General features: G+C 63.3%; 22 protein-coding genes. 13 read left to right on the top strand and 9 right to left on the bottom strand.

Going from position 1 to position 24891, the window contains the following annotated elements; all coding sequences use genetic code 11:
- Positions 1-16: 16 nt before the first annotated feature.
- From LVD10_RS06105 to LVD10_RS06090, 4 genes are all read right to left on the bottom strand, one after another.
- Positions 17-1027: a glycosyltransferase family 2 protein gene (locus LVD10_RS06105; RefSeq protein WP_237062421.1), complete on the bottom strand. Its 1011-nt coding sequence runs from the start codon at positions 1025-1027 to the stop codon at positions 17-19.
- Positions 1017-1844, bottom strand: coding sequence for a 2OG-Fe(II) oxygenase (locus tag LVD10_RS06100; RefSeq protein ID WP_237062418.1), 828 nt, complete (start codon positions 1842-1844; stop codon positions 1017-1019). Before LVD10_RS06100 ends, LVD10_RS06105 begins: the two co-directional genes overlap by 11 nt.
- Before the next feature lie 888 nt (positions 1845-2732).
- Complete coding sequence (locus LVD10_RS06095; protein ID WP_232940469.1) at positions 2733-2993, bottom strand: hypothetical protein; 261 nt, start codon at positions 2991-2993, stop codon at positions 2733-2735.
- 93 nt (positions 2994-3086) lie between these two features.
- Positions 3087-3968 (bottom strand): DUF533 domain-containing protein, encoded by an 882-nt coding sequence (locus LVD10_RS06090; RefSeq protein WP_232940468.1) that lies wholly within the window; start codon positions 3966-3968, stop codon positions 3087-3089.
- 287 nt (positions 3969-4255) lie between these two features.
- Here LVD10_RS06090 and LVD10_RS06085 point away from each other — a divergent pair, with 287 nt between their 5' ends.
- Positions 4256-5242 (top strand): calcium/sodium antiporter, encoded by a 987-nt coding sequence (locus tag LVD10_RS06085; protein ID WP_232940467.1) that lies wholly within the window; start codon positions 4256-4258, stop codon positions 5240-5242.
- A gap of 10 nt (positions 5243-5252) precedes the next feature.
- Here the strand turns inward: LVD10_RS06085 and LVD10_RS06080 are convergent, their stop codons facing one another.
- Positions 5253-5579, bottom strand: coding sequence for a chaperone modulator CbpM (locus tag LVD10_RS06080; RefSeq protein ID WP_232940466.1), 327 nt, complete (start codon positions 5577-5579; stop codon positions 5253-5255).
- 13 nt (positions 5580-5592) lie between these two features.
- Positions 5593-6546: a DnaJ C-terminal domain-containing protein gene (locus LVD10_RS06075; RefSeq protein ID WP_237062416.1), complete on the bottom strand. Its 954-nt coding sequence runs from the start codon at positions 6544-6546 to the stop codon at positions 5593-5595.
- 313 nt (positions 6547-6859) lie between these two features.
- On the opposite strand from LVD10_RS06075, the gene LVD10_RS06070 reads away from it, so the two are divergent.
- From LVD10_RS06070 to LVD10_RS06020, 11 genes are all read left to right on the top strand, one after another.
- Complete coding sequence (locus LVD10_RS06070) at positions 6860-7126, top strand: hypothetical protein (protein WP_232940464.1); 267 nt, start codon at positions 6860-6862, stop codon at positions 7124-7126.
- Between the two features lie 128 nt (positions 7127-7254).
- Complete coding sequence (locus tag LVD10_RS06065; RefSeq protein WP_232940462.1) at positions 7255-8637, top strand: nicotinate phosphoribosyltransferase; 1383 nt, start codon at positions 7255-7257, stop codon at positions 8635-8637.
- Positions 8638-8961: 324 nt separating this feature from the next.
- The gene (locus LVD10_RS06060; RefSeq protein ID WP_232940461.1) at positions 8962-10593 is read left to right on the top strand and encodes a TldD/PmbA family protein; all 1632 of its coding nucleotides are present in this window, start codon (positions 8962-8964) and stop codon (positions 10591-10593) included.
- Between the two features lie 90 nt (positions 10594-10683).
- Positions 10684-12015 (top strand): TldD/PmbA family protein, encoded by a 1332-nt coding sequence (locus tag LVD10_RS06055; protein WP_232940459.1) that lies wholly within the window; start codon positions 10684-10686, stop codon positions 12013-12015.
- A gap of 27 nt (positions 12016-12042) precedes the next feature.
- Entirely contained in the window at positions 12043-13674 is a 1632-nt protein-coding gene (locus tag LVD10_RS06050) for a TldD/PmbA family protein (RefSeq protein ID WP_232940457.1), read from the top strand.
- Between the two features lie 205 nt (positions 13675-13879).
- Positions 13880-14587 (top strand): DUF4159 domain-containing protein, encoded by a 708-nt coding sequence (locus LVD10_RS06045; RefSeq protein WP_232940455.1) that lies wholly within the window; start codon positions 13880-13882, stop codon positions 14585-14587.
- Between the two features lie 6 nt (positions 14588-14593).
- On the top strand, positions 14594-15616 hold the full coding sequence (locus LVD10_RS06040; RefSeq protein WP_237062414.1) for an AAA family ATPase: 1023 nt from the start codon (positions 14594-14596) through the stop codon (positions 15614-15616).
- Positions 15617-15620: 4 nt separating this feature from the next.
- Positions 15621-16523, top strand: coding sequence for a DUF58 domain-containing protein (locus LVD10_RS06035; protein ID WP_232940452.1), 903 nt, complete (start codon positions 15621-15623; stop codon positions 16521-16523).
- An 18-nt stretch (positions 16524-16541) separates the two neighbouring features.
- The gene (locus LVD10_RS06030; RefSeq protein WP_237062412.1) at positions 16542-17699 is read left to right on the top strand and encodes a BatA domain-containing protein; all 1158 of its coding nucleotides are present in this window, start codon (positions 16542-16544) and stop codon (positions 17697-17699) included.
- Complete coding sequence (locus LVD10_RS06025; RefSeq protein ID WP_237062410.1) at positions 17692-19959, top strand: DUF4175 domain-containing protein; 2268 nt, start codon at positions 17692-17694, stop codon at positions 19957-19959. Before LVD10_RS06030 ends, LVD10_RS06025 begins: the two co-directional genes overlap by 8 nt.
- On the top strand, positions 19956-21713 hold the full coding sequence (locus LVD10_RS06020; protein ID WP_237062408.1) for a hypothetical protein: 1758 nt from the start codon (positions 19956-19958) through the stop codon (positions 21711-21713). The genes LVD10_RS06025 and LVD10_RS06020 overlap by 4 nt, the downstream gene beginning before the upstream one ends.
- Positions 21714-21759: 46 nt before the next feature.
- Here the strand turns inward: LVD10_RS06020 and LVD10_RS06015 are convergent, their stop codons facing one another.
- Both LVD10_RS06015 and LVD10_RS06010 read right to left on the bottom strand, forming a co-directional pair.
- Positions 21760-22287 carry a lipocalin family protein gene (locus LVD10_RS06015; RefSeq protein WP_232940448.1) on the bottom strand — a complete coding sequence of 176 codons (528 nt, stop codon included), beginning with the start codon at positions 22285-22287 and terminating at the stop codon, positions 21760-21762.
- Positions 22288-22456: 169 nt separating this feature from the next.
- A complete protein-coding gene (locus tag LVD10_RS06010; RefSeq protein ID WP_232940447.1) occupies positions 22457-23233 on the bottom strand; it encodes a ferredoxin--NADP reductase in 777 nt (258 codons plus the stop codon).
- 135 nt (positions 23234-23368) lie between these two features.
- Between LVD10_RS06010 and LVD10_RS06005 the strand changes: the two genes are divergently transcribed.
- Entirely contained in the window at positions 23369-24250 is an 882-nt protein-coding gene (locus tag LVD10_RS06005; RefSeq protein WP_232940446.1) for a LysR family transcriptional regulator, read from the top strand.
- Between the two features lie 70 nt (positions 24251-24320).
- Here LVD10_RS06005 and LVD10_RS06000 read toward each other — a convergent pair whose 3' ends face one another.
- Positions 24321-24815, bottom strand: coding sequence for a hypothetical protein (locus LVD10_RS06000; protein ID WP_232940445.1), 495 nt, complete (start codon positions 24813-24815; stop codon positions 24321-24323).
- Positions 24816-24891 lie beyond the last annotated feature (76 nt).

Raw genomic sequence — 24891 nt, 5'->3', positions numbered from 1 at the left:
CCTTTCCCGCGATACGCTATTTATATTCGATCAATTCACGTGGTTTCTTCACCCACTGGCTGGTGAAAAATTCCAGCACGCCGAGCAGTTGTGCAAACTTCCCCACGACTACGGAGGTCGCATAGATAGCTGCTGATGCCCTGGTCTCGCTTTCCTTGCGCACCCGCCGCCCAAGATAGACACGCACAGCCAGGGCCAGGTAAGTGACTGGTAGTAATGCCAGTAACAACGGGCCCAGCAACAGGCTCAAAAACAGTAGTGCAAGCGGTAGCAATGCACTGTAAAAGATGATGCTGCGGACTTCCCGCCAGCGAAAACCGCGGCCGTCACCGGAATGCAGGTAGGCGCCCTGTGCATATGCGTGCCCCGCCCGCTTGGCGCGGAGCCAGAACTGGGAGAAGCGGCTGATATCAGCGTCATGCAGGGTCATTTCATGTGGGATTCGCTGGATCCTCCAGCCCGCACTACGAAGCCGGTAACACAGCTCCGGCTCCTCTCCCGCGATCATGTCGCTGTTGAACCCATCTACTGCCCGGAATGCCGCCACTCTCACTAAAAAGTCGCCGCCGCTGGAGTCGGCCTCACCAGTGGGGGTATCCCACTCCATGTCACAGAGTCGGTTGTAGATGGAAGCATCGGGATGGAGCTCCCGGCGGCGGCCGCAGACCACGGCTGTGCCCGGACTCTGCTCGTGCACCATGATCCCGCGGCCAAGCCAGGCCGGGTCCAACACACAGTCACCATCCACAAACTGGATCAGGGTGAGCCCGGGAAAGCGTTCGAGCAGGCGTGCCGCACCCTCGTTACGGGCCCTTGCCGCGGTAAATGGCCGGGCGGGATCGAGCCGCACGACGGAGTCGACCATGTCGGCGGCCTGCGCGGCACTGCCATCGGTCGAGCCCGAGTCCACATAGACAATGGGATATGCACTCGCCGCCAGGGAGTCGAGGCAGGCCTTCAGGCGCTCCCCCTCATTGCGGCCGATAACCACAATGCCGAGTTTTCCCGGTGCCCTCTCAGCCGACATGCTTGGCCTGCTCGTTGTTACTGACCAGCCTGTTCACCAATGCCCGTCGGATCCTCGCGACCAGGCCCTTTGGCTGTCGTGATAATTCCTCCTGCTTGCCATCGGCGCGCAGGAAAATTGTGCTGTGAAGGTCCTTTTTCTGCTCGCCCCGTTCACCGGCAGTGTAGTAATACAGCGCCAGGGAAACACGGTGGCGATCCTCCGGGCAGCTCAGCGGGTGTGGATGGCCATGAAAGCTCTTGGCGGTGGTGGAGAAAATCGCCATACGGTTGAAGATCGGGGCTATGGATTTCTTGCAAACCTTCTCCCGTGCGCACCACAGCTCAAAGTTTCCCCCCCACTCTTCCAGCCAGTCCTTGTTCAGGTAAATCAGCACGTTGATACGGCGGTAGACATTCATACGGCGATGCCCGTTGAAGTCCACATGCACCCCCAACTTTCCACCGGCCGGTATTTTGTGCAGGCCGGCGCCATGGAGGTAGGGATCGGGAATCAGTCCCTGGATGCCTGTCAGCTGCTCGAGAAATTCAAGGAATGGCGCCGAATTTAGCGTATGGATGAAAGTCCGGGTTACCGGGCCCATGCTCAGGTCCGAACTCATCTGGAATTTTTTCTCATACTTTGAATTGAATTCACGCCAGTATTTCTGACCACGCTCGAATTCTTCCAGTACCGCATTCAGGACCTCGGGTGAAAACACATCATCGTATACCCCATGGGCAAACGGCAGCGCACTACGATAGTCCTCTGCGCTCTCCCGCACCAGCGTCTTCAGCTGCTCATTGGGAAGGTAGTCCTGGTAAGTAAACTCTTTCATTTTTCTGTTTCAGCTTAATTACTGGCCGGGCGGGCCATATGATTCAGTTAAGCGCCCGGGTGTCCGGGCTCATGGTTATGCTTGACCGTATTCAAGCCACGCAATATCTATACCGACTGGTGATTGCGCAGCCTTTTGACAGCACGTGCCCGATCGCGATGACAGAGTATTCAGGAGGGAAGCTTCTTCTCGACCCGCACAGCCGGGCACAAAAGGAAAACAGCCAGCGCTGGGCCACGACCGTGGCCCACCGGCAATTTGAGAGGTAATCATCTTGTCGCGCTCCCTGCGCATATATCGCGGCCCTGGTAGGTAAGCCGCATCCCTGAATTTTTCGCCGGCCCTGCCGACGAAGCAGTTTCCATGCGCCGCCGGGGCGACCAGGGAATACGTATAGGCTCTATCCTGGCCAGGATATCGCTCAGCCACGCTCCCCTTCAGCTGCCTGTGACCGCGACAGCGGGTTACTGCGAAAATAGTAGGGACAGATTATTGATAAATTTTTTTTCAGTGTAAATGCTGCGCTCGAGTTTTTACCTTACGTATAAATACAGGGCCTCAAGTGGTACAAAACAGCCAATAAGTGGAGTCAATTAGTTCTTAGGTATTAAGTGCCTCCCCGGAATTTAGGTATCGTTGGCCAGAGCGTTTCTTCCCGGGACACAGGTTGGGAATGCGCGATCACGGAAAGGCGATTTCAGTAGTCTCATTACCCTGCCCACAGCATGATGAAGCACGTGCCGCCGTCATGCTGGATGAGCCCGCTGGCCACCAGCACTGTAATGGTGCACCTGAACTGGCCGGCAAAACCCTACCCCTCCGACGGGGCGCCACTGTGCTGTTGTCCGGCATCCGTAACGTGGCGAGGTGAACAGTGTGGGTAGTCGATCAGGGCCCGGGGCCGTCCTCGCATTTACCGCTATCAATATCGCACGCTTTGCCCCGGTGGAAAGTGCCATCTGTCTCGAGGCATGCCGACTCTGTTGCCGGGGCCGAACAGGCATCCGGGCCCTCCTGGCAGCAGCCCACCTGGCCGCTCACCCCGTCCCCGGGATTCTCCTGCCCGTCGCGTTTCGGGCCGCACCCGGCGAGCGCGAGCGCCAACAGCGACAATAGCAGCACCCTTACCATCATTTGCAAAGACTGCATCGGCACACCTCCCACAATTTCGTCCCAGCAAAATCTCGTCGCGGCAACCTGCCGCGACTCAGGTTGAATCGGTTTATCGAGCCTGGAGCGGATTCAGGCAGCCTTCGGCACCTGTTGCTCAATCATCTGCGCAGCCTGCTCAGAAATACCGAGCTTTTCTGCCAGTCGATCCATGTATTCATGTTCGCGCGGGTTGTCCTCGTTGATGGTCATCGCGGAAACAAGGTACATATCAAATGCCGTGGCGGGGTCATTGACCCTGTCTACCAGGCGATCAATATTCACCGGTGTGGTCATTAACTCTCGCAACTCCGTCAGGTCATCCTGATCCAGCTGTCCTTCCAGGGAACTGAGGATATTGCGCTGTTCATGTTCGTCGATACGCCCATCGGCCTGGGCCGCTGCCACCATGGCATGCAGCATCAGCTCGGCCTGTTCCTCACCCTCGGCGCCACTGTCATTCGCGGCAAAACCAAACAGCTCGCCCTGGCCGGCGCCCTGCCAGGCACGGGAATCACCCGCAGGACCCAGTGGGCCCTGCTGGCCGAACTTGCCATTCGTACGCCCGAAGATCTGCCCCAGCAGATCGGTCAGGTTGCCGCCGCGGGGCGCTGCCTGGCTGCCCCCGCGCTGCTGCATCTCCTGGAAAATGCGGCGGGCGATATCCATTAATACCGTGGCCCCGCCGGCCCCGGCCGCACCTGCCCCGGCTGTGGAGCCACCAAATACGTCGCCGCCGCGTCGGGCCCCACCTGGCACCGTGCCCTCACTGCCCCGGCCGGTGTGGCGGCCAAAGATGTCATCCAGGCCGCTGTCCTGGGGCCTGTTCAGGCTGCCGCCGGTGGGCGGGGGTACCCGGGAGAAGTCGGGCGGGGGGATGTTCGGCGCCCGGGTCTGGGGCGCCTGGCGTCGTTTCTTGTTCAACATCGAGATGCCGGCACCCACCAGGGCGCCCAGTAAGAGTTTCCTGTTCATGGAAGCCCCCGCTAAGTCTGTCCAGTACAACAGCACTTTAATGAGAACCGACAGGAACCCCCATCTGCAGAGCGCCCGTGACCATCGAGTCCAGGGCAATAGCAAGGCCTTGATTCCAGCCTGCCCTTTCCCAATTCTGCGGAGCCGGTACAATCGGCCCCCCGCCGGGCCGGCGCCTGGTACCCCGGCCCCGGGCACAGCCCCTACTGGCAACATCGTTACCGGTTAAACCGATTCCACCGCGCCGGACGGACTGCTAGCCTGAAACTATTCACGAAGGACGACCTATGATTCTCGCCGCCCTCGCCATCATTGCCGGTTTTGCCCTGCTGGTCTGGAGTGCCGATCGCTTTGTCGAGGGCGCCGCCGCGACCGCCCAGCACGCCGGTATGCCGCCCCTGCTGATCGGTATGGTCATCGTCGGCTTCGGCACCTCGGCCCCGGAAATGGTGGTATCCGCCATGGCGGCGCTGGATGGCAGCCCGGGCCTGGCCCTGGGTAATGCCTATGGCTCCAACATCGCCAATACGGGCCTGATCCTGGGCCTGACCGCGATCATGATCCCCCTGGCGGTGCACTCCAAGATCGTGCGCAAGGAATTGCCGCTGCTGCTGGCCATCAGCTGCCTGACCGGCGCCTTCCTGTGGAACGGCAACCTGGAGCGCTGGGAGGCCGGTGTACTGCTGGCGGGATTCTTCGGCCTGATCGGCTGGTCCATCTTCACCGCATTGACTGGCAAGGGAGATGCGGTCGAGGGTGAGATCGCGCAGGAGCTGGAGGAACACGCCATGCCACTGGGCCGGGCGATTTTCTGGGTGGTGGCCGGCCTGGCACTGCTGATCATCAGTTCCCGCATCCTGGTCTGGGGCGCGGTCACCATCGCCGAGTCACTGGGTGTCAGCGACCTGATCATCGGCCTTACCATTGTTGCCCTGGGCACCTCGCTGCCGGAACTGGCCGCCACCGTGGTCGCCGCCCGCAAGGGCGAACACGATATCGCCATCGGTAACGTGGTGGGCTCCAATATGTTCAACCTGCTGGCGGTGGTGGGGATCGCCGGCGTCATTGCGCCCATGTCGAGCGTTCCGGCGGAGGTGCTGTCCCGGGACTGGCCGATGGTGGTGGGCCTGACCGTTGCGCTGTTCGTGTTCGGCTACGGTTTCCGTGGTCGCCAGGGCCGCATCAACCGCTTCGAGGGTGCTGCCCTGCTGCTGGCCTATGTGGTCTATAACGCCTACCTGGTAATGACCATTACCCGGGTTGCGGGAGCTTAAACAACTCCCACTACTTATTCTTTCCGTGTTCCAGGCGCGCCAGCCGCGCCTGCAGCCGCTCGATCTCCTCCAGCAAGTCGATCGCCAGCGCGGCCCCGGCCAGGTTCACCCCCAGGTCGCGCTCAATACTATAAACCCGGCGCACGCGACGGACACAGATCCCACTGAAGCGCCAGCGGGTGCGCCCGCGTCCGCGGGGCTCGATTACCCCCTCCTCCACCAGCGCCAGCACTGCCTCCGCGGGAATACCGCAGGCCCGGCACAGCTCACCCAGGGTCAGCTCACTCTCTTCATCGAGCAGCGCGCCGCTGATTTCCCTGTGATTATCACCTTGCATTGGCCCTCTCCTTTCAGCTGCCCAGGTTACTGCGCGGGTCGAAACTGAAGGCGCGACTGAACTCGCTGTACGCCTCCTTCTCTGCCTCACTGCTGGCCGGTGGGGTCACTACCTGCAGCACCACATACAGGTCACCGCGTTCAGCGGCCGGTATACCGCGCCCCTTGAGCCGCAGTTTGCTACCGCCGCGACTGTTGGGGGGGACGGTCAGCTGGATCTCCCCCGCCGGGGTCGGTACCTTCACCTTCGCGCCCAGAGCCGCCTCCCAGGGCGCCACCGGCAGGTCCAGGTACACGGTCTTGCCCTCCACCGAGTACAGGGGATGGGGGTTGAAGCTGATTTCCAGGTAAAGATCACCGGGCTTGCCCTCGCCGAAGCCGGGCTCGCCCTGTCCGGCGAGGCGGATCTGTTGCCCCTCGGTCACTCCCCTGGGGATCTTGACGTTGAGCTTGCGCTCCTTGAGGTGCGGCCGCCCGTCGGGCCCCAGCTCGGAGTGCTTGAGCGCTATCTGCCGACTACCGCCGTGATAGCTGTCCTCCAGGTCGATGGCGATCTTGGCATAGGTATTTTCGCCCCGGGCGTGAAACTGCTGCTGGCGCGCCCCGCCATAGCCGTGGCTGAAGCCACCGCGCCCGAACAGGCTCTCGAAGAAGTCACTGAAGGCGCCCGCATCCGCTTCGGTGTAACCGCCGCCGTGGAACTCAAAACCCTCATCCCAGTTGGGCGGCGGGCGGAAGTCCTGGCCCGCGTGATAACCACTGCCGACCTGGTCATAGGCTGCGCGCTTTTCCGGGTCTTTCAGTACTTCATAGGCCTCGCCCACCTCCTTGAAGCGGTCCTCGGCATCGGCCTCCTTGCTGATATCCGGATGGTATTTGCGTGCCAGTTTGCGATAGGCACGCTTGATCTCGTCCTGGCTGGCATCCCGCTCCAGGCCCAGGATCTGGTAGTAGTCCCTGTACTCCATGTCGCTTCATTTACTCCGAGCCCGGGAAACCCTGGCAATCATGCGCGAACAATTGCGCTATTGAGCGGTGGGCGACTGCGATCAGGCTTCCCTTATCAGGCAACAAACACCTTTAGCCAGCACTACGTCCCGCCGAGTATCGTTTGCGTCCGATACGAGTCGCCTCGCTAGCAATCATAGAAAGAAATCCCGGCCGTGCGCCGTATTTGGCCCCTGTTGCCTCATGGACGCTCATGGTCACTCTATTGTTAATCGGAGACGGACAATCCCGTTACATAACTTTAGTGATCAGGAGGTAGCTGTGCGGCTATTCATGGAAGTGCGTATTCCTGTGGAGAAGGGCAACGACAGTAAAGCAGATGGGTCGATGGCTGAGGTATTAAAAGCCTTCATTGAGTCTGCCAACCCGGAAGCGGCCTATTTCCACCTATGGGAAGGCAAGCGTGACGCGGTTTTTGTTTTCGAGGAAACAAACCAGGCCAAACTCATGGAATACAATGAGGTACTTTTTGCGGCCCTCGATGCAGAGATCCGGATACAACCGACCCTGTCCCTCAAAGAACTGATGAGCAATCTGTAGCCTGGGCCCTGCCTGCTTTAATTACACTGCCCCCAAATCAATACATCGGCTTTACAGCGATGGAGATAGGTAAAGTTCCATGGCACGTTATTGAAATAAAACCCTGATTGCGCGCTGCCCAGCCACCTATGACTGCACATAACCTGATCCTCAACGTCGACAGCTACAAGGCCAGCCACTACCTGCAGTACCCGCCGGGGGCGGAGTATGTGAGCAGTTACATCGAGTGCCGTGGCGGCGACTTCCCCGAGGCGGTGTTCTTCGGCCTGCAGGCGTACATCCGCGAGTACCTGCTCACCCCCATTCATATGGGCGATATCGATGAGGCCGAGGAAATGCTCCACAGCCATGGCCTGCCGTTCCACCGCGCCGGCTGGGAGCACATCCTGGAGGAGCACGGCGGGCTGCTGCCACTGGAGATCTCGGCGGTACCGGAGGGCACGCTGGTGCCGCTGCACAATGTGATGCTGCAGGTGGTCAATACCTGCCCGGCCTGTTTCTGGCTCACCAGCTATATCGAGACCGGGCTGGTGCGCGCCATCTGGTACCCGGTGACCGTGTCCACCCAGAGCCGCCTGATCAAGAAAATCATCGCCGGCTACCTGCGCGAGACGGCGGATTCCCTGGACGGGCTGCCGCTCAAGCTGCACGACTTCGGCGGCCGCGGCGCCAGCAGCCTGGAGAGCGCCATGCTGGGCGGCATGTCGCACCTGGTGAACTTCCACGGCACCGATACCGTGTCCGGGCTGGTGGGGGCCCGGCGCTACTATGACGAGCCCATGGCCGGGGTATCCATTCCCGCCGCCGAGCACAGCACCATGACCGCCTGGGGCCGTGAGCGCGAGGCGGATGCCTACGCCAATATGCTCGACCAGTTCGCCGGCCCCGGCAAGATCGTGGCCGTGGTCAGCGACAGCTGGGACCTCTGGCACGCGATCGAGAATATCTGGGGCGGGGAGCTGAAAGAGCGGGTAATCAACAGTGGCGGCACTTTAGTTGTGCGGCCGGATTCCGGCGACCCGGTGGAGATCGTGTGCGAGAGCCTGGAGCGCCTGATGCGCATCTTCGGTTCCACCACCAACAGCAAGGGCTACCGGGTCCTGCCGGATTTCATCCGCGTGATCCAGGGGGATGGCGTCGACCGCCACTCCATCCCCGAGATACTGCAGGCGATGCAGGACCGGGGCCTGTCCGCCGATAACCTGACCTTCGGCATGGGCGGCGCCCTGCTGCAGAAACTCGACCGCGACCTGATGAGCTTTGCCATGAAGGCCAGTGCCATCTGTATCGACGGCGAGTGGCAGGATGTCTGGAAGGACCCGGTCACGGGCCCCGAGAAGAAGTCCATGCGCGGCCGGCTGGCGCTGGTGCGGGACGATGCCGGGGAAATGCAGACAGTGCGCCTGGAGGAACTGGGCGAGCGCACCAACCTGCTGCGACCGGTGTTCCGGGATGGCCGGCTGCTGCGCGAGACTACCTTCGCGGAGGTGCGCCGCCGGGCCGAGATCTGACTATCGCCCACAACCGGCGAACGGTTCACTGTCGATCCGCTGGGCGCCCCGGGGCGCACCACCTCCCCGAGCCCGCTTCAATTCATCCGCCCCTGCCCTCCGTTTAACGACCGCCGCTTTACAAGCCCCCCGCGACCGGAAGATCCTGATCATTGGTCAATTTTTTTGCATTCCGGGCACCTGCCGCGGGATGTCCTGACCGGCCATCACCATTGTGATAGGTTGGATACACCGGTCAGCCGGGACACCGGGCCCTGCGACCAGAGAACAATAACCAATACTCCCGGCGCTACCGCCCTGCGGTGTACCGGGCTGGGGAGGACCATGCAGAGACGAGAATTCCTGAAGATGGCCGGTGTCGGGGCTGGCGGTATCCTGCTGCCGGTCTACGGCACCCGCGTCAGCGCCGCGGAACTGACCCAAAATGGTATGGACGTGCGGCGCAAGAAAGCGCTGGCGGACATAGTGCTGAACACCACCCGCAAGGCCGGCGCCAGCTATACCGATGTGCGCATCGGCCGCTACCTGAACCAGTTCCTGGTCACCCGCGAGACCCGCGTCGAGAACATCATCAACACCGAGTCCTTCGGAGCCGGCATCCGCGTGATCGCCAACGGCACCTGGGGCTTCGCCGCCACCAATGACCTGACCGACGACGGCATCGCGAATGCCGCGCGCCGTGCGGTGGCCATCGCCAGGGCGAATTCCAGGTACCAGGTCGAGCCGGTACAGCTGGCGCCAGTCAAGGGCGTGGGCGAGGTGTCCTGGCAGACCCCCATCCAGAAGAATGCCTTCGAGGTGCCCATCAGCGAGAAGGTGGACTACCTGATGGAGGTCAATAACAGCGCACTGAAGGCCGGGGCCAGCTTCATCAACTCCTCCCTCTACCTGGTCAACGAGCAGAAGTACTTCGCCTCCAGCGACGGCTCCTATATCGACCAGGACATCCACCGCCTGTGGGCGCCCATGCAGGTGACCGCCGTGGACAAGGACACCGGTGTGTTCAAGACCCGCGACGGCCTCAGCACCCCGGTGGGGCTCGGCTACGAGTACCTGGACGGCCGCGAGGAGGACAAGATCCACGGCCACACCACCCTCTACGGGGATTCCTACGATATGGCCGAGGACGCGATCCTCGCTACCGAGCAGGCGAAGGCCAAGCTGTCGGCCAAGTCCATCGACCCGGGCAAGTACGACCTGGTGCTGGAGCCCCTGCACCTGCGCCTGACCATCCACGAGTCCGTCGGCCACCCGCTGGAACTGGACCGCGTGCTGGGCTACGAGGCCAACTACGCCGGCACCTCCTTTGCCACCCTGGACAAGTGGCGCAGCGGCAAATTCCAGTACGGCAGCGACAAGGTCAACTTCTTTGCCGACCGCACCCAGCCCGGGTCCCTCGGCGCCGTCGGCTATGACGACGAAGGCGTGAAGGCCAGGCGCTGGGACCTGGTAAAGGACGGCATCCTGGTGAACTACCAGGCCACCCGCGACCAGGTGCACATGATCGACCAGGACGAATCGCACGGCTGCTCCTATGCCGACAGCTGGGACAGTGTGCAATTCCAGCGCATGCCGAACGTGTCACTGGCGCCGGGCAAGGAAAAGTACTCCGTGAAGGACATGATCCGGGACGTGGAGAAGGGTATCTATATCCTCGGCCGCGGCTCCTATTCCATCGACCAGCAGCGCTACAACTTCCAGTTTGGCGGCCAGCTGTTCTACGAAATCAGGGACGGCGAGATTGTCGGCCAGGTCGAAGATGTCGCCTACCAGTCGAACACCCAGGAGTTCTGGAATTCCTGCTCGGCCATCTGCGACGAGAGCGATTACCGCCTGGGCGGCACCTTCTTCGATGGCAAGGGCCAGCCCAGCCAGGTGAGCGCGGTGTCCCACGGTTGTTCCACCACCCGCTTCGACAAGATCAATGTAATCAATACCAAGCGCAAGATTTCGTAAGACACTGCTGGGGCAACTGCCCCGTACTGACAGCGCGGCACCGCCCCCAGGGCGGTGCCGACACAAGAATAAGTAACCGGAGAAAAAATAATGGCAATCCTGACCAGAAGTGAAGCAAAGCGCATTCTCGACAAGGTGCTGGAATACAGCCGTGCCGATGGAGCCAGCGCACAGCTGACCGGTGCCGAGACCGGCAACATCCGCTACGCGCGCAACAGTGTTTCCACCAGCGGTATCGTCGACGATATCTCGCTGGCGGTCGAGGCACGTTTCGGCAAGAAGTCCGGCGTGGCCACCATCAATGAGTTCAGCGACGCGGCCCTGGAGAAAGTCATGCGCCGCGCCGAGGAGCTGGCAAAACTCTCCCCGGACAATCCCGAGGCCATGCCGCTGCTGGGCCCGCAGAAATACCTGGACGTAAACGGTTTCGCCAAGGCCACCGCCAACATCACCCCGGAGCAGCGCGCCAAGGCCGCCGCCGACTCCATCATGGCAGCCAAGAAAAACAAGGTCGTGGCTGCCGGCTACCTGGAGGACGCGCGCTCCTTCGCCGCCGTGGCCAACACCAGGGGACTGTTCGGCTACCACGTCTCCACCTCAGCCAATTTCACCGTGACCATGCGCACCGAAAATGGCCTGGGCTCGGGCTGGGCCGAGAGCGACGTGACCGACTTTGACAACATGAGCACAGCCGCCACCTCGGGCATTGCCATCGACAAGGCGGTACAGTCCCAGGAGGCCCGCGCGCTGGAGCCGGGCAAGTACACCGTGATCCTCGAGCCCAACGCCGTCTCCGGCCTGCTGGGCTACATGATGTACAGCTACGATGCGCGCAACGCCGACGAAGGCCGCAGCTTCATGAGCAAGAAGGGCGGCGGCAACCGCCTGGGCGAGAAGATGTTCGACAAGCGCGTGCACATCTACTCCGACCCCACCGACCCGCAGGTACCTGCGACTCCCTGGGCCGAGGACGACCACATGCCCCTGCAGCGCATCGACTGGGTCAAGGGCGGTGTCGCACAGAATATGTTCCGCAGCCGCTACTGGGCCGAAAAGACTGAAGAGGAAGCGGTACCGACACCGGGCAACCTGATCATGATCGGCGGCGACAAGTCCACCGAGGAACTGATCAAGAACACCCGCCGCGGCATTCTGGTGACCCGCACCTGGTACATCCGCATGGTGGACCCGCAGTCACTGCTGCTGACCGGCCTGACCCGCGACGGCACTTTCTATATCGAGAACGGCAAGATCAAGTACCCGGTAAAGAACTTCCGCTTCAACGAGAGCCCGGTGATCATGCTGAACAACATCGAGGAAATGGGACAGGCCAAGCGCGTCAACATGATGGGCTTCCCCGCTATGGTCCCCGCACTGAAAGTGCGCGACTTCACCTTCAGCAGCCTTTCCGACGCGGTTTAAGCCCGGCAGCCAAAACGAGGACCTGACATGGACAGAAGAAAATTTTTACAGCTGACCGGCGCCGGCATGGGCGTTTCCATGTTGCCGCTGTCCGGCAACCTGGTGGCCGAGAGCAAGCTGACCACCAGCGGTATCGACCTCTCCGTCAAGAAGGAGCTGGCCGACGCCGCCCTGAATACCGCCACCAAGCTGGGGGCCACCTATGCCGACGTGCGCATCGGCCGCTACCTGAACCAGTATGTGATCACCCGTGAAATGCAGCTGCAGAACGTAGTCAATACCGAGTCCATCGGTATGGGCGTGCGCGTGATCGCCAACGGCACCTGGGGCTTCGCCGCCACCAACGATATGACCAGCGACGGGATCGCCAGGGCTACCCGCAAGGCCGTGGCCACCGCCAAGGCCAACTCCAGGTACCAGAGCGAGCCGGTGCAGCTGGCCGAGCAGAAAGGCTACGGCGAGGTAAGCTGGAAGACACCGATCCAGAAAAACGCCATGCAGATCCCGCTGGCGGAAAAAGTCGACCTGTTGATGGCAGTCAACGAGGCCGCCCTCGGCGCCGGGGCCAGCTTTATCAACTCCAGCCTCTACGTGGTGAACGAGCAGAAGTACTTTGCCTCTACCGATGGCTCCTATATCGACCAGGACGTACATCGCCTGTGGGCGCCGATGCAGGTGACCGCCGTAGACAAGAAGACCGGCGGCTTTCGCACCCGCAACGGCCTGAGCCAGCCGGTAGGGCGCGGCTTCGAGTACCTGGATGGCCGCGCCGAGGACAAGGTGCAGTCGCAGACCGTTCTGTATCGCGATTCCTACGACATGGTCGAGGACGCCCGGCTGGCGGCGCAGCAGGCAAAAGAGAAACTCACGGCGAAGTCCGTCAAGCCCGGCAAGTACGACCTGGTGCTCGACCCCAGCCACCTGTGGCTCACCATCCACGAGTCGGTCGGCCACCCGCTGGAACTGGACCGCGTACTGGGTTACGAGGCCAACTACGCCGGTACTTCCTTTGCCACCCTCGACAAGTGGCGCAGCGGCAAATTCCAGTACGGCAGTGACAAGGTGAACCTGTTCGCCGACAAGGTACAGCCCGGCTCGCTGGGCGCGGTGGGCTATGACGATGAGGGCGTGGAGACCGGCAAGTGGGACCTGGTGAAGGATGGCATCCTGGTGAACTACCAGGCCACCCGCGACCAGGTGCACATGCTCGGCCAGGAGAAGTCCCACGGCTGTTCCTACGCCGACGACTGGTCCAGCGTGCAGTTCCAGCGCATGCCGAACGTGTCACTGCTGCCAGGCCAGGATGAACTGGGCCTGGACGACATGATCAAGGACGTGGAAAAGGGCATCTACATCGTCGGTGCCGGCTCTTTCTCCATCGACCAGCAGCGCTATAACTTCCAGTTCGGTGGCCAGCTGTTTTACGAGATCGAGGACGGCAAGATCACCGGCATGGTGGAGGATGTGGCCTACCAGTCCAACACCCAGGAATTCTGGAATTCCTGCTCGCAGATCTGCGACAAGCGCGACTACCGCCTGGGCGGCTCCTTCTTCGACGGCAAGGGCCAACCGAGCCAGATCAGCACCGTGTCCCACGGCAGCTCCACGGCGCGCTTCGACGGGGTCAATGTGATCAACACCAAGCGCAAGTTGGGCTAAGCCGGGCGATGCTTTGCGCCCGGCTTCAGCCCCGCCATGGATGGCGGGGCTGAAGCTTGGATAAACGCCTTTGGTTGCGCCATGGATGGCGGGGCTGAAGCTTGGATAAACGCCTTTGGTTGCGCCATGGATGGCAGGGCAGTAGTGCATTACCGGCACTGCGTAACTACAAGCACGATTTTCAGTCGATCACAGAGCAGTAACCGTGTCCCTCTCCCGCAGGCATTTCCTAAGCCACCTGTTGCTCACCAGCGGCGCTCTCGCGCTGCCGGCAGGCCTGCGTGCGCAACCCGGGGAGTATTACGATTTCTATTTTACCCGCCTGATGTACGAATCCGGCGACTGGGACGTGGACCAGCGCATGCCATCGAATGTGCTGAATTCCCTGGTCGAATATACGAATCTCAAGGTCGACCCGAAGGAACGCATTGTGCCGCTGGCGGACCCGGCCATGCTGCTGGCGCCCTTCTGCTACCTGGCCGGGCACAAGCTGGTGGAGTTTACCCCGGCCGAGAAGCGCAATTTCCGCGACTATGTCAATCGCGGCGGCTTCGTATTCGTGGATGACTGCAACCACGATATCGACGGCCTGTTCGCCAAATCCTTCGAGGCGCAGATGGTGGAGCTCTTCGGCGAGGACTGCCTGCAGAAGCTGCCAGCCGATCACGAAATCTACCGGTGCTTCTTCCAGTTCGACGAGCTCCCGGTGACCAGCTTTGAGCTGAATGGCTGGGGCGATGACCTGGTACACGATTACCTCAAGGCCATCGTCGTGGACGGCCGTATCGCGGTGCTCTACAGCAACAAGGATTTCGGTTGCGAGTGGGATTACGACTACCGCAACAAACGCTGGCTGGCGATCGACAATACAAAGTTCGCCGTCAATATCGTTATCTACGCATTAACCACGTGAAACAACATGGAAACTGAAACCCGCACCGCCACCGAGAGCGGCATCGAGCAAACCCTGTCGGCGCTGGAACAACTGCGCGCTGAGATCGGCCGCGTGATTGTCGGCCAGCGCGAGGTGGTGGACCAGCTGCTGATCTGCCTGCTGGCCCGCGGCCACGCCCTACTGGAGGGGGTGCCCGGCCTGGGCAAGACGCTGCTGGTAAAAACCCTGGCGGAGGCCACCGAGCTGGATTTCAAGCGGGTGCAATTCACCCCGGACCTGATGCCGGGGGATATCCTCGGCACCGAGATCCTGGAGGAGGACCACAGCACCGGCAAGCGTTTCTTCAAGTTCCAGCGCGGCCCGATCTTTACCAATATCCTGCTGGCGGACGAGATCAACCGCACCCCGCCCAAGACCCAGGCAGCGCTGCTGGAGTCGATGCAGGAATACGCCGTCACCATGGCCGGCGAGACCATGGCCCTGCCGCGGCCCTATTTCGTGCTGGCCACCCAGAACCCGATTGAGCAGGCCGGCACCTACCCGCTGCCGGAAGCACAGCTGGACCGCTTCCTGCTCAATATCCATATCGACTACCCGGGCGAGGAAGACGAAATCGCCATCCTGCGCGGCACCACCGGCGGCGATACCGCGCCGCCCTCACCCTGCCTCGACGGTGACACCATCATCGAGATGCAGCGGCTGGTGCGCGAGGTTCATATCAGCGATGACCTGTACGGTTATATCGCCCGGCTGGTGCGCGCCACCCGCCCCACCGGGGAAGCGAACGGGAGTGAGGACTCACCCCTGGCCCAGTGGATCCAGTGGGGCGCCGGGCCCCGCGCCGGCCAGGCACTGGTACTGGCGGCCAAGGCCCGCGCGCTGCTGAACCGGCGACTGGCGGTCACCCGCGCGGACATCCATGCCCTGCTGCTGCCGGTACTCCGTCACCGCATCCTGCTGAGCTTCCACGCCCAGGCCGACGGGGTCGGTATCGCGCGCGTGATCGATGAACTGCTGCGGGCCTGCCCGGAGCCGGGGCAGGACTGACCCGGTGGACTTGCTGGACCCGCTGACACTGGCCCGCACCCGCGACCTGGCATGGTTGTCGCGGCATATTGCCGCGGGCGTAATGCTGGGCGCGCAACACAGCCGGCGCCGCGGTGCCGGGCTGGAATTCCAGCAGTACCGCAGCTACCAGCCGGGCGACGCCATCAACCATATCGACTGGAAACTCTTCGCCCGCTCCGACCGCTACTACGTGCGCGAGGCGGAACAGGAGAGCCAGATGCACGTCTGCTTTGTGCTCGACGCCAGCGCCTCCATGGCCCAGCCCAGCTTTGCCGTGCCGGAACTCACCAAGCTGCAGTTCGGCAAATGCTGGATCGCCGCCCTGTGCTGGCTGCTGCAGGCGCAGGGCGACCGCTGCTCCCTACTGGTGCTGAACGACGCGGACCTGCGCCGCGTCCCCGCCGGCCAGGGCGAAGCCCACCACCACCGCATTGCACTGGAACTGCAGCGCAGCCGTGCCACCGGTCACTGGCCGGATGGCACCCAGCTGCAGCCGCTCTGGTCGCAGTTCGACAGCAACTGCCAGGTAGTGCTGGTCAGCGACTTTTTCGAGCGTGGGCAGGAAATCAGTGATTTTGCCGCGCGGCTGCATGCCGCCGGCCGTCCCTGCCTGCCCCTGCAACTGCTGGTGGAGGCGGAAGAGACTTTCCCGTTCAAGGGCGAACTGCGCGTGCGCGACCCGGAGGCCGGTTTCGGCAGCTCACCCGTGCGGGAAATGGACGCACGCAGCCAGCGGGCGCAGTACCTGGAGGCGTTTGCCCGCGCACAGCAGTCCCTGGCCGCAGGCTTCGCCGGCCGCGAGAGCCCGCTGACCAGCGTCAAGATCGAGCGGCCGCTGGCGGATGCGGTACAGCGTTTCGTCCAACTGCATTCGCGGATTGCCTGATGCGGGGGGACAGCTGAGATGTCGTGGTTACCCTGGAGCTGGCAATCCCCGCAGTGGCTGTGGCTGCTGCTGGCTTTACTGATCCCGCTGCTGATCCACCTGTTGCAGCGCAGCGCGCCGCGGGAAATTACCTTCGCCGCGGCCCACTGGCTGCAACAGCGCCAGCCACAGAGCTGGAAACGCCTGCAGCTGCGCGACACCGGGTTGCTGTGCCTGCGGCTCCTGCTGCTGGCCCTGCTGGCGGCCCTGCTGGCGATACCTTTGCTGCAGCAACGGGAAAACACGGGTGCGCTGCTGCTGGTGGACCCGGCGGTGGAACCCGCTGAGCTTGCCGCTTTTAGCGAGGCACAGGGACCATTCGCCCGGGTCCTGTGGCTGCAGCCGCGACCACAGCCGGTGGCCAGCAGCTCCCCCGAGAGTCGCGACAGCTGGAACAGCCTGTCAGCACTGGCGGCAGAGCCCCGCTACCGCCATGCCCATATCCTGCTCGACACCGGTGCCAGCGCTGCCGGTTACCGGGCGCTGCGCTACAGCCCACACTGGCAGTGGCACCGCACCGGCGAGAACACACCAGCGGCCCCGCCGGCGCCACCCATGGCCATCATGGGCGAAGCCCCACCCTGGCTGGGCCCTGCCCTGCAGGAGCTGGCGGAAACCGGTACCGCACAGCTGGAGCCACAGGCACTGGCGGATCCGGGCCAACTGGACCCGCAGCAATTCCAGTGGCTGCTCTATAACCGTCCCGGCCCCCTGCCGGAAGCGGTGCAGGCATTCGTGCGCGCCGGCGGGCTGCTGGTCAGCGACAGTTCAGTCACCCCTGCCGGGACACTGGATTTTGTGCCGCTGGGGGGTGACGGCGGGCCCGCTCGCGAAGCGGCCGCGCTGGGACGCGGCAGCTGGCTGCGCTACCGGGGCAACTGGCAGGACGAGGCTTTCTACCGCCGTACCGACCTGCCGGCGCTGCTGTGGCAGCAGTGGTCACAACAGGACTGGCCGCTGCAGGCACAATTGCAGCCACACTGGCCGGCGGGCAAGCCACCGGGCATCCCGGTAGCGGACAGCGAGGTGGCAGCCGCGGCCCGGGAACCGTTGCAGCAGCCGCTGCTGCTGGCATTGTTACTGGTGTTGCTGGCGGAGCGGGCACTCACTCTGTCACGGAGGCAGGTCCATGGATAAGCACCGGCCTCACCGCCTCTCTTCTCCGCTGCGGATCGCCCGGCGCCACTGGCGCGCATGGGGCCTCGCGCCGTATATCGCGCTGGCACTGCTTTCACTGTTGCTGGGCCAGGTGAGCCACGGCCTGCTGGGCTGGCCGCTGTGGAGCGGCATCGCCGCCACGTTAGTCGCCGGGCTGGGCGCATTACTGGATAAGCGCTGGCGCCCCGGCCACCGGGACCTGTGCCAATTGCTGGACCACCGCTTCCCGGCACTGCAGGACAGCAGTGCCCTGCTGCTGGAGGCGCCGGAAACCCTGCCGCCGCTGGTGCGCCTCCAGCAACAGCGCACGCGCAGCGCGCTGGAGCAACTGGTAGCCGGCGGGGCACTGCTGCACTTCAGGCCACGCCGCTGGCGGCCCGCCATTGGCGTTACCCTGGTGTTATGCCTGGCAGCACTGCTGGCCCCGGTGACCACCCTGTGGCCCGGCAGCCCGGAGCCTGCACACGGCATCGCGGCCAATTCTTCCGGGTCGGCGGAAGCTGACGGGCCGGGAATGATCCAGGTCGACAGCGCACAGGTCCGGGTCATGCCGCCGGCCTATACCGGACTCCCGGAGCAACAACAGGCGCTGCAGGTCCGCGCGCCGGAAAATGCCCGCGCCGAGTGGTCTGTGAGCTTGTCTGCCCCGGTGGAGAGGCTGCGGATGCAAGCGGCGGAGGCCGATTTCCAATTCCAGCCCCGGGGGGAATTGCCGGCCAGCCGCTGGACCCTGCAGCGCCGGCTGGCGGAGAGTGACTTCTACCAGCTGGCACTGACCCGCGACGGCCGTGAGACCCTGTTGCCGGAAATCCACAATATTGAGGTGATCCCGGACCGGGCACCGCAATTCCAGTTCAGCCTGCCCCGCGACAGCCTTGCGGTGGTCGGTGCCGCGCTGGCCTCCGGCGACGCGGCACTGCGGGTACTGGTGACGGTGGAAGACGACTTCCGTATCGAGGACACCGCCCTGGTGGTGACCCTGGCCAGCGGCAATGGTGAGAATGTGCGCTTTCGCAACGAGCGCATTCCCCTGCAACCGGCTGCCGCCGACGGGCAGCGCCAGCGCTTTGAGTTCCAGGTGCCGGTGGACCGGTTCACCATCGAACCCGGCGACGAGCTCTACTGGTTCCTGGAGGCCCGCGACAACCGTGCGCCCGCGCCCAATGTGGCCAGCAGCCAGCACTTTATCCTGCGCTGGCAGCAGGAGGAGATCTTTGGCCTGAGCGATGCCGAGGGCATGGCGATCAAGGTGATGCCGGAATATTTCCGCAGCCAGCGGCAGCTGATTATCGATACCGAGGCGTTACTGGCGGACCAACCGGAAATTCCCCCCGGCGAATTCCGCCGCCGCGCCGAATCCCTGGCCTACGAACAGAACCTGCTGCGCATGCGCTACGGCAAATTCCTGGGCGAGGAGGACTCGGCCATGGAACAGCACGATGATGGACCCGGACACAGCGGGGAACATGGCGATGGCGGCCAGCACCGGGACGAACATGGCGGGGAAAGCGCGGGGGAACAGGCCGGAAGTGCCGGCGAGGTTCAGCGGGAAACCACGCAATTTGGCAACGCCGCCGGCATCGTCGCCGCAGTGGGCCACCAGCACGACAACTCCGAGCACGCGACCCTGTTCGACCCGCAGACGAAAGAACTACTGCGCAGCGCCCTCAATGCCATGTGGAGCTCCTGGCGCGAGCTGTCGATCGTGGAACCGCAGGCGTCGCTCCCACACCAGCATCGCGCACTGCGTTATATCAAGGAGGTACAACAGGCCTCGCGCATTTACCTGCAGCGGGTGGGCTTCGAGCCCCCGCCCATCGACGAGGAGCGCCGCCTGACCGGCGAGCGCGACGAAGTGGCGCCACCGGAAGTTACCACCGCCTTCGATGACCCCGATCGCGCCAGGCTGGAGTCCATCCTGCGCAGCCTGCTCAGCGGGGAAACACCAACGGAAGACGAGCTCGCCGCGCTGCCGGGGCTTATGTCTGCCAGCGGGCAATCCGGGCTTCAACAGGGGAAACGACTGGAAGTCAGCAAGGCCCTGCGCCGTTTCCGCCAGGACACGGCGTGCAGCCAGTGTCGGCGGGAACTGCAGGCACAGCTGTATCAGCTGCTGGCGCCGCTGCAGGCGGCACCCGCACTGCCGGCCAGTGGCGCTAACCAGGGCAGCTACGCCGACTGGATCCGCGCCGCCAATCCCCACGGTAAACAGACGGTGCCGAGCGGGGGAATGCCATGAGCCTGTGGATAACGGCGACCTGTATCGCCGGTGCGCTGGTGTCACTGTTACTGGTGGCCCGGCGCCATGCCCCGGCGCAGCGGCGCGTCACTGCCGGAGTGCTGCAGCTGGCAATCTGGCTGGCCGCGTGGCTCCTGTCCCAGCCGCCGCAACTGCTGCCCGCCCCCGATGCTGCGCTGCTGGATAGCGAACGCCTGCAAGACGGCGATGGCCTGGCCCATACAGCGACGGGGCCGCGCCAGGCAATAACACCGGCGCTTACAAGCCGTGAACTGGACGCGCTGCCGGCTCTCGCGGTCAGCGGCCCCGGCCTGTACCGGGAGGACCTGCTCGCCCTGCCGCCGGTACGGCTGCGGGTGACAGGCGCCAGCCACGAACACGCTGCCCCCGCTACGGCAGCAGCGGATGGCTGGCAGCCGCGCTGGCCGCGCCAGCTGGGCCTGGGGCAGGAGCTTGCCCTGCAGCTGCAGTTGCAGTTGCCCGCGACACTGCCCGCAGAAACGCCGGTGAAACTGCTGGATCCCTTCGGTACGGCGGTTGCGGAAACCACCATCCCCGCCTCCCCCCCCCCCGGCAAGGTGACCCTGGCGGATACACCGCGGCTGGCCGGGCGCTGGGAATACCAGTTGCAGATTGGCGAGGGACCATCGGCGAGGCGCGAAGCCGTGCCGGTACAGGTAAACCGGGGCGAACGGCCACAGGTATTGCTGTGGCTGGCGCAGCCGGGCTTCGAGTCCGCCGCGCTGTCCCGCTGGCTGCAGGAGTCCCGCGTACCGACCAGGGTCGTTACCCGGCTGGCACCGGGTATCGAGCGCAGCCGCAACCTGAACGGTTTTGACGGCGGCAATCGCGCACCACTGGACCCCGCCAATGGCTTCGACCTGCTGATCCTCGACAGCCAGCTGTGGCCGCAGCTGGACCGGCGCCAGCGACAGCAGCTGCGGCAACAGGCATCGGTGCTGTGGCTGGTGGGCGACGAGGCGCCGGAGGGCTTTATCGACTATGCCCGCGCCAACGGCATGACGCTGGAGCGCGACAGGTCCGCTGAACTGCGGGCGCCCTTCGGCGACCGCGAAACTCCGGCCCTGGGCACGACCAGTTTCCGGCCCGTTGCCGTGCAGGCCACCGACCGGGTGCTGCGGGGGGCTCCCGCGGGTCCAGTCGATGGCAGGGATACCGCGCTCTACTGGGGTCGTGGGGATGCGGACGGGGCACTGGGGTTTGTGTTTTTTCGCAACAGCTACCGCTGGATCACCGCCGGCTATGGCCAGGCTTTCGCCCGCCTGTGGCAGGCGGTGCTGGAACCGCAACTGGCCTACCGGGGCAGTGGCGCACCGGTGACGGTGCGCCAGGCATTGCCGCGGGCGGGCCACCGGGTAACCCTGTGCAGTCGCGGCTTCACCGGTGCGGCACCGCTACTGTCGGCCGTTGCCGGCGAGCAGCGCCTGGCGGGAACGCAGTCCACTGACGGCTGTTATGCCTTCTGGCCCCGCGAGCACGGCTGGTATGAACTGGAAGCCACGGCGGAAGCGGCGGTGGCTCCGTTCAGCCTGTATGTGTTCGCCGCCGATGCCTGGCCCGCCTGGCAACGCACGTTAAAAGCACAGTCCACCGGGCAGATGGCCACCGCCAGGCTGGGCCCCGGTAGGGAAGCCCCGGCGCCGCACCGGCCCCTACCGCGACACTGGTTGGCGTTGCTGCTACTGGGCCTGCTGGCAATCAGCTGGTGGGGAGAGCGGAAACTGAAACGCTGAAGGCACTTCCAGCCCTGGCGCAAACCAGCCGGAGCTGCGCCAGGGCCTACTGGCCGGGGGGCTCACCGCTGTGGTCGACGAAGATCAGGTTGTCGGTGTTGTAGCCCAGGTCCCGCGCCTGCTGCAGCAGCTGCTCCAGTTCGGCTTTGGGAATTTCCGGTTCACGGGACAGCAGCCACAGGTATTCCCGGTTGTAGCCGGTCACCATCGCGTGGCGGTAGTCCGCGTCCAGTGCCACCACCACGTAGGAGGCGTAGAAGGGCCCGAAAAAAGAAACCTCCAGGTGGCCGGTATCCGGGTCACCGGCAAACCGGGCGCGGCCCACGGCTTCCTGCCACTCACCTTTCTCACGGGAATAACCGCGATTCACCACTTTCACGGTACCGTCGTCGTTGAGGCTGTACTCGGCGGTGACATGGCTCAGCCCGCGCTCGAAGGAGTGGTCCAGGCGGGCCACCTCGTACCAGCGGCCCAGGTAGCGGTCGAGATCGAAGCCGGTAACCGGCTGCACATTCTCCGGCACCCCGGTACAACCCCAGAGGAATGCAAAACACAGCAGCAAAAGTTTTCGCAAGGTAGCGCCTCTCAGCCAGCCATTAGCGGAAATCCATCACCGGCTATTTATAGGGTAGCCTGATGTCACTGCCCAATACGCCTGACGCAGCCGCCGGGATTACATTAATGCCGGTTCCGGAAATAAAAAAGCCACCCGAGGGTGGCCAGACAGTCGAAGCGGGTGGTAATTACTTTTCCACAAAGGCGCGTTCAATGACGTATTCGTGCGGGACACCGGCGCGGGTCTCGCGGAAACCCCAGTCATCCAGGATGCTGGTCAGGTCCTTGAGCATCCCCGGGCTGCCGCAGAGCATAAAGCGGTCCTCTTCCACGTTGGGTTTCGGCGTGCCCAGGTCGTCGAACAGCTTGCCGGACAGCATCAGGTCAGTCAGGCGGCCATTGTTCTCGTAGGGCTCGCGGGTCACTGTGGGGTAGTAGAGCAGCTGCTCGCGGATCATCTCACCGAAGTACTCGTGCTCCGGCAGTTCCCGCTGGATAAAGTCCTGGTAGGCGAGTTCCGACTTGTAGCGCACACCGTGGGTCAGGATCACCTGGTCGAAGCGCTCGTAGACATCCGGGTCCTTGATGATGCTGAGGAACGGCGCCAGGCCGGTGCCGGTGGACAGCAGCCACAGGCGCTTGCCCGGCAGCAGGTGATCCGCCACCAGGGTGCCGGTGGGCTTGCGGCTGACATAGATCTCGTCACCCGGCTGGATCTTCTGCAGCTTGGAGGTCAGGGGGCCGTCCGGCACCTTGATGCTGAAGAACTCCAGCTCATCCTCATAGTTGGCACTGGCGATGGAATAGGCGCGCAGCAGCGGGCGGCCGTTCTCCTGCTGCAGGCCGATCATGGTAAAGTGGCCGTTCTCGAAGCGGAATGACGGGTCGCGACTGGTCTTGAAGCTGAACAGGGTGTCGTTCCAGTGATGGACATCCAGCACCTTTTCAATATTCAAATTTGACATAAGATTAGAACCAGTTATTCCTCAATTCTCTTAATGCCTGAATTCTAGCTGCGGAATACCTATTGGCAAAATGGGATATTTCGATAATCCTTATCTATTTAATAGATAACTGAAATCCCGACCCGGAGGTATGCCTTGCGCTACTCCCTGCGCCAGCTGGAAGTCTTCCTCGCCTGCGCCCACCACGAGAATGTCAGCCGCGCCGCCGCCAGCCTGAATATGTCCCAGTCCGCCGCCTCCACGGCGCTGAAGGAACTCGAACAGCAGTTCGAGCTGCGCCTGTTCGAGCGCACCGGCAAGCGGCTACGCCTCAACGAGCTGGGACGCCAGCTGTGGCCGCGGGCCGAAGAGCTGCTGGAGCGGGCGCGGGAACTGGAACAGTCGCTGGCCGCCCACGGCGACCTTGGGCGGCTCAAGATCGGCGCCACCCTCACCATCGGCAACTACCTGGCGGCGGGCATCATGGCGCGCTACATGGCCGAGCAGCCGGGTACCCGGGTGGAGCTGGACGTGGCCAACACCGCCGCCATCGCCGAGCGCGTGCTGAACTTTGAACTGGACCTGGGGCTGATCGAGGGGGAACTCAACCACCCGGACCTGGAAATGATGCCCTGGCGCGACGACGAGCTGGTGGTCTTCTGCGCGCCGGACCATCCACTGGCAGGCCATCAGGCCCTCGGCGACGCCGACCTGTGCAGCGCCACCTGGATACTGCGCGAGCCGGGTTCCGGCACCCGGCAGACTTTCGAGCGTGCGCTGGCGGGGCTGCTTCCCCAGCTGCATATCCTGCTGGAATTACAGCACACCGAAGCCATCAAGCGTGCGGTTGAAGCGGGACTGGGGATTAGCTGCCTGTCCCGGGTATCCCTTACCGATGCCCTGAAACGCGGCTCGCTGGTTGAGCTGCCGGTACCCCAGCGGGATTTCCGCCGCGAGTTCTATTTCGCCCTGCACCGGCAGAAATACCGCAGCACGGGGATCGAGCGCTGGCTGGAGCTGTGCCGGCAGGCCGCGTAACCCGCCAATAAAAAAGCCACCCGGAGGGTGGCTTCGCTAACTGTTCCCACCCCTGCGGGCAGTAACGGGATTACTTCACCCGTACCAGCTGGGATTTCAGTTCTTCCGGCACCTGGTCGATAGAGGCAATGGTCAGGTCCTCGGAGGAGGCAGCGGCAGTCTGCGGCTGCAGGGTGGCATTGGCCGTTTCCGGCAGCTTCCACATGGCACCGGTGGCCGGATCCACGATCAGCATGCCGATCAGGCCGCCCAGCAGGATGTTGCCGATATACCAGCCGTCCATGCCAGCCTTGATCTGGAAGGTCTGCTCATTGTAACCGGCCATCTGGTACCTGACGGTGTAGTTGGCGGACGAGAAGAAACCGTCAGAAGCGTCCAGCGTGATGGTGTCCGGGGTTACACCGGAATGCACATCGAGGCCCGCCTCATTGATCACAGAGAAGTTGGCACCGGTGGGCGTGCTGCTGATGGTTACCGGGTATTTGCTGTCGCTGAGAATGCTGGCACAGCCAGTAGCCAGGGTCAGTGCAGCGATTGAGGCCCCCAAGGCAATTTTCTTAATCATGTTTCGTCCTTTAGCGTATTTTTTTATCGGTCGGCTGGTTGATACAAGCGCCAGCCGGCACGGAGATTAACATGGG

Source organism: Microbulbifer zhoushanensis (assembly GCF_021729055.1).
In the GTDB taxonomy this organism is placed as follows: Bacteria; Pseudomonadota; Gammaproteobacteria; order Pseudomonadales; family Cellvibrionaceae; genus Microbulbifer; species Microbulbifer zhoushanensis.
Note: the sequence above shows the minus strand (reverse complement) of the source record. Positions and strands in the feature narration are given on the sequence as shown.

Excerpts from the sequence above, each read along its gene's own strand:
- LVD10_RS06000 (WP_232940445.1), bottom strand. The coding sequence starts at position 24,815 with ATGATTAAGAAAATTGCCTTGGGGGCCTCAATCGCTGCACTGACCCTG.
- LVD10_RS06085 (WP_232940467.1), top strand. The coding sequence starts at position 4,256 with ATGATTCTCGCCGCCCTCGCCATCATTGCCGGTTTTGCCCTGCTGGTC.
- LVD10_RS06095 (WP_232940469.1), bottom strand. The coding sequence starts at position 2,993 with ATGCAGTCTTTGCAAATGATGGTAAGGGTGCTGCTATTGTCGCTGTTG.
- LVD10_RS06075 (WP_237062416.1), bottom strand. The coding sequence starts at position 6,546 with ATGGAGTACAGGGACTACTACCAGATCCTGGGCCTGGAGCGGGATGCC.
- LVD10_RS06030 (WP_237062412.1), top strand. The coding sequence starts at position 16,542 with ATGTCGTGGTTACCCTGGAGCTGGCAATCCCCGCAGTGGCTGTGGCTG.
- LVD10_RS06100 (WP_237062418.1), bottom strand. The coding sequence starts at position 1,844 with ATGAAAGAGTTTACTTACCAGGACTACCTTCCCAATGAGCAGCTGAAG.
- LVD10_RS06025 (WP_237062410.1), top strand. The coding sequence starts at position 17,692 with ATGGATAAGCACCGGCCTCACCGCCTCTCTTCTCCGCTGCGGATCGCC.
- LVD10_RS06060 (WP_232940461.1), top strand. The coding sequence starts at position 8,962 with ATGCAGAGACGAGAATTCCTGAAGATGGCCGGTGTCGGGGCTGGCGGT.
- LVD10_RS06010 (WP_232940447.1), bottom strand. The coding sequence starts at position 23,233 with ATGTCAAATTTGAATATTGAAAAGGTGCTGGATGTCCATCACTGGAAC.
- LVD10_RS06055 (WP_232940459.1), top strand. The coding sequence starts at position 10,684 with ATGGCAATCCTGACCAGAAGTGAAGCAAAGCGCATTCTCGACAAGGTG.
- LVD10_RS06070 (WP_232940464.1), top strand. The coding sequence starts at position 6,860 with ATGGAAGTGCGTATTCCTGTGGAGAAGGGCAACGACAGTAAAGCAGAT.
- LVD10_RS06040 (WP_237062414.1), top strand. The coding sequence starts at position 14,594 with ATGGAAACTGAAACCCGCACCGCCACCGAGAGCGGCATCGAGCAAACC.
- LVD10_RS06020 (WP_237062408.1), top strand. The coding sequence starts at position 19,956 with ATGAGCCTGTGGATAACGGCGACCTGTATCGCCGGTGCGCTGGTGTCA.
- LVD10_RS06065 (WP_232940462.1), top strand. The coding sequence starts at position 7,255 with ATGACTGCACATAACCTGATCCTCAACGTCGACAGCTACAAGGCCAGC.
- LVD10_RS06080 (WP_232940466.1), bottom strand. The coding sequence starts at position 5,579 with ATGCAAGGTGATAATCACAGGGAAATCAGCGGCGCGCTGCTCGATGAA.
- LVD10_RS06090 (WP_232940468.1), bottom strand. The coding sequence starts at position 3,968 with ATGAACAGGAAACTCTTACTGGGCGCCCTGGTGGGTGCCGGCATCTCG.
- LVD10_RS06105 (WP_237062421.1), bottom strand. The coding sequence starts at position 1,027 with ATGTCGGCTGAGAGGGCACCGGGAAAACTCGGCATTGTGGTTATCGGC.
- LVD10_RS06050 (WP_232940457.1), top strand. The coding sequence starts at position 12,043 with ATGGACAGAAGAAAATTTTTACAGCTGACCGGCGCCGGCATGGGCGTT.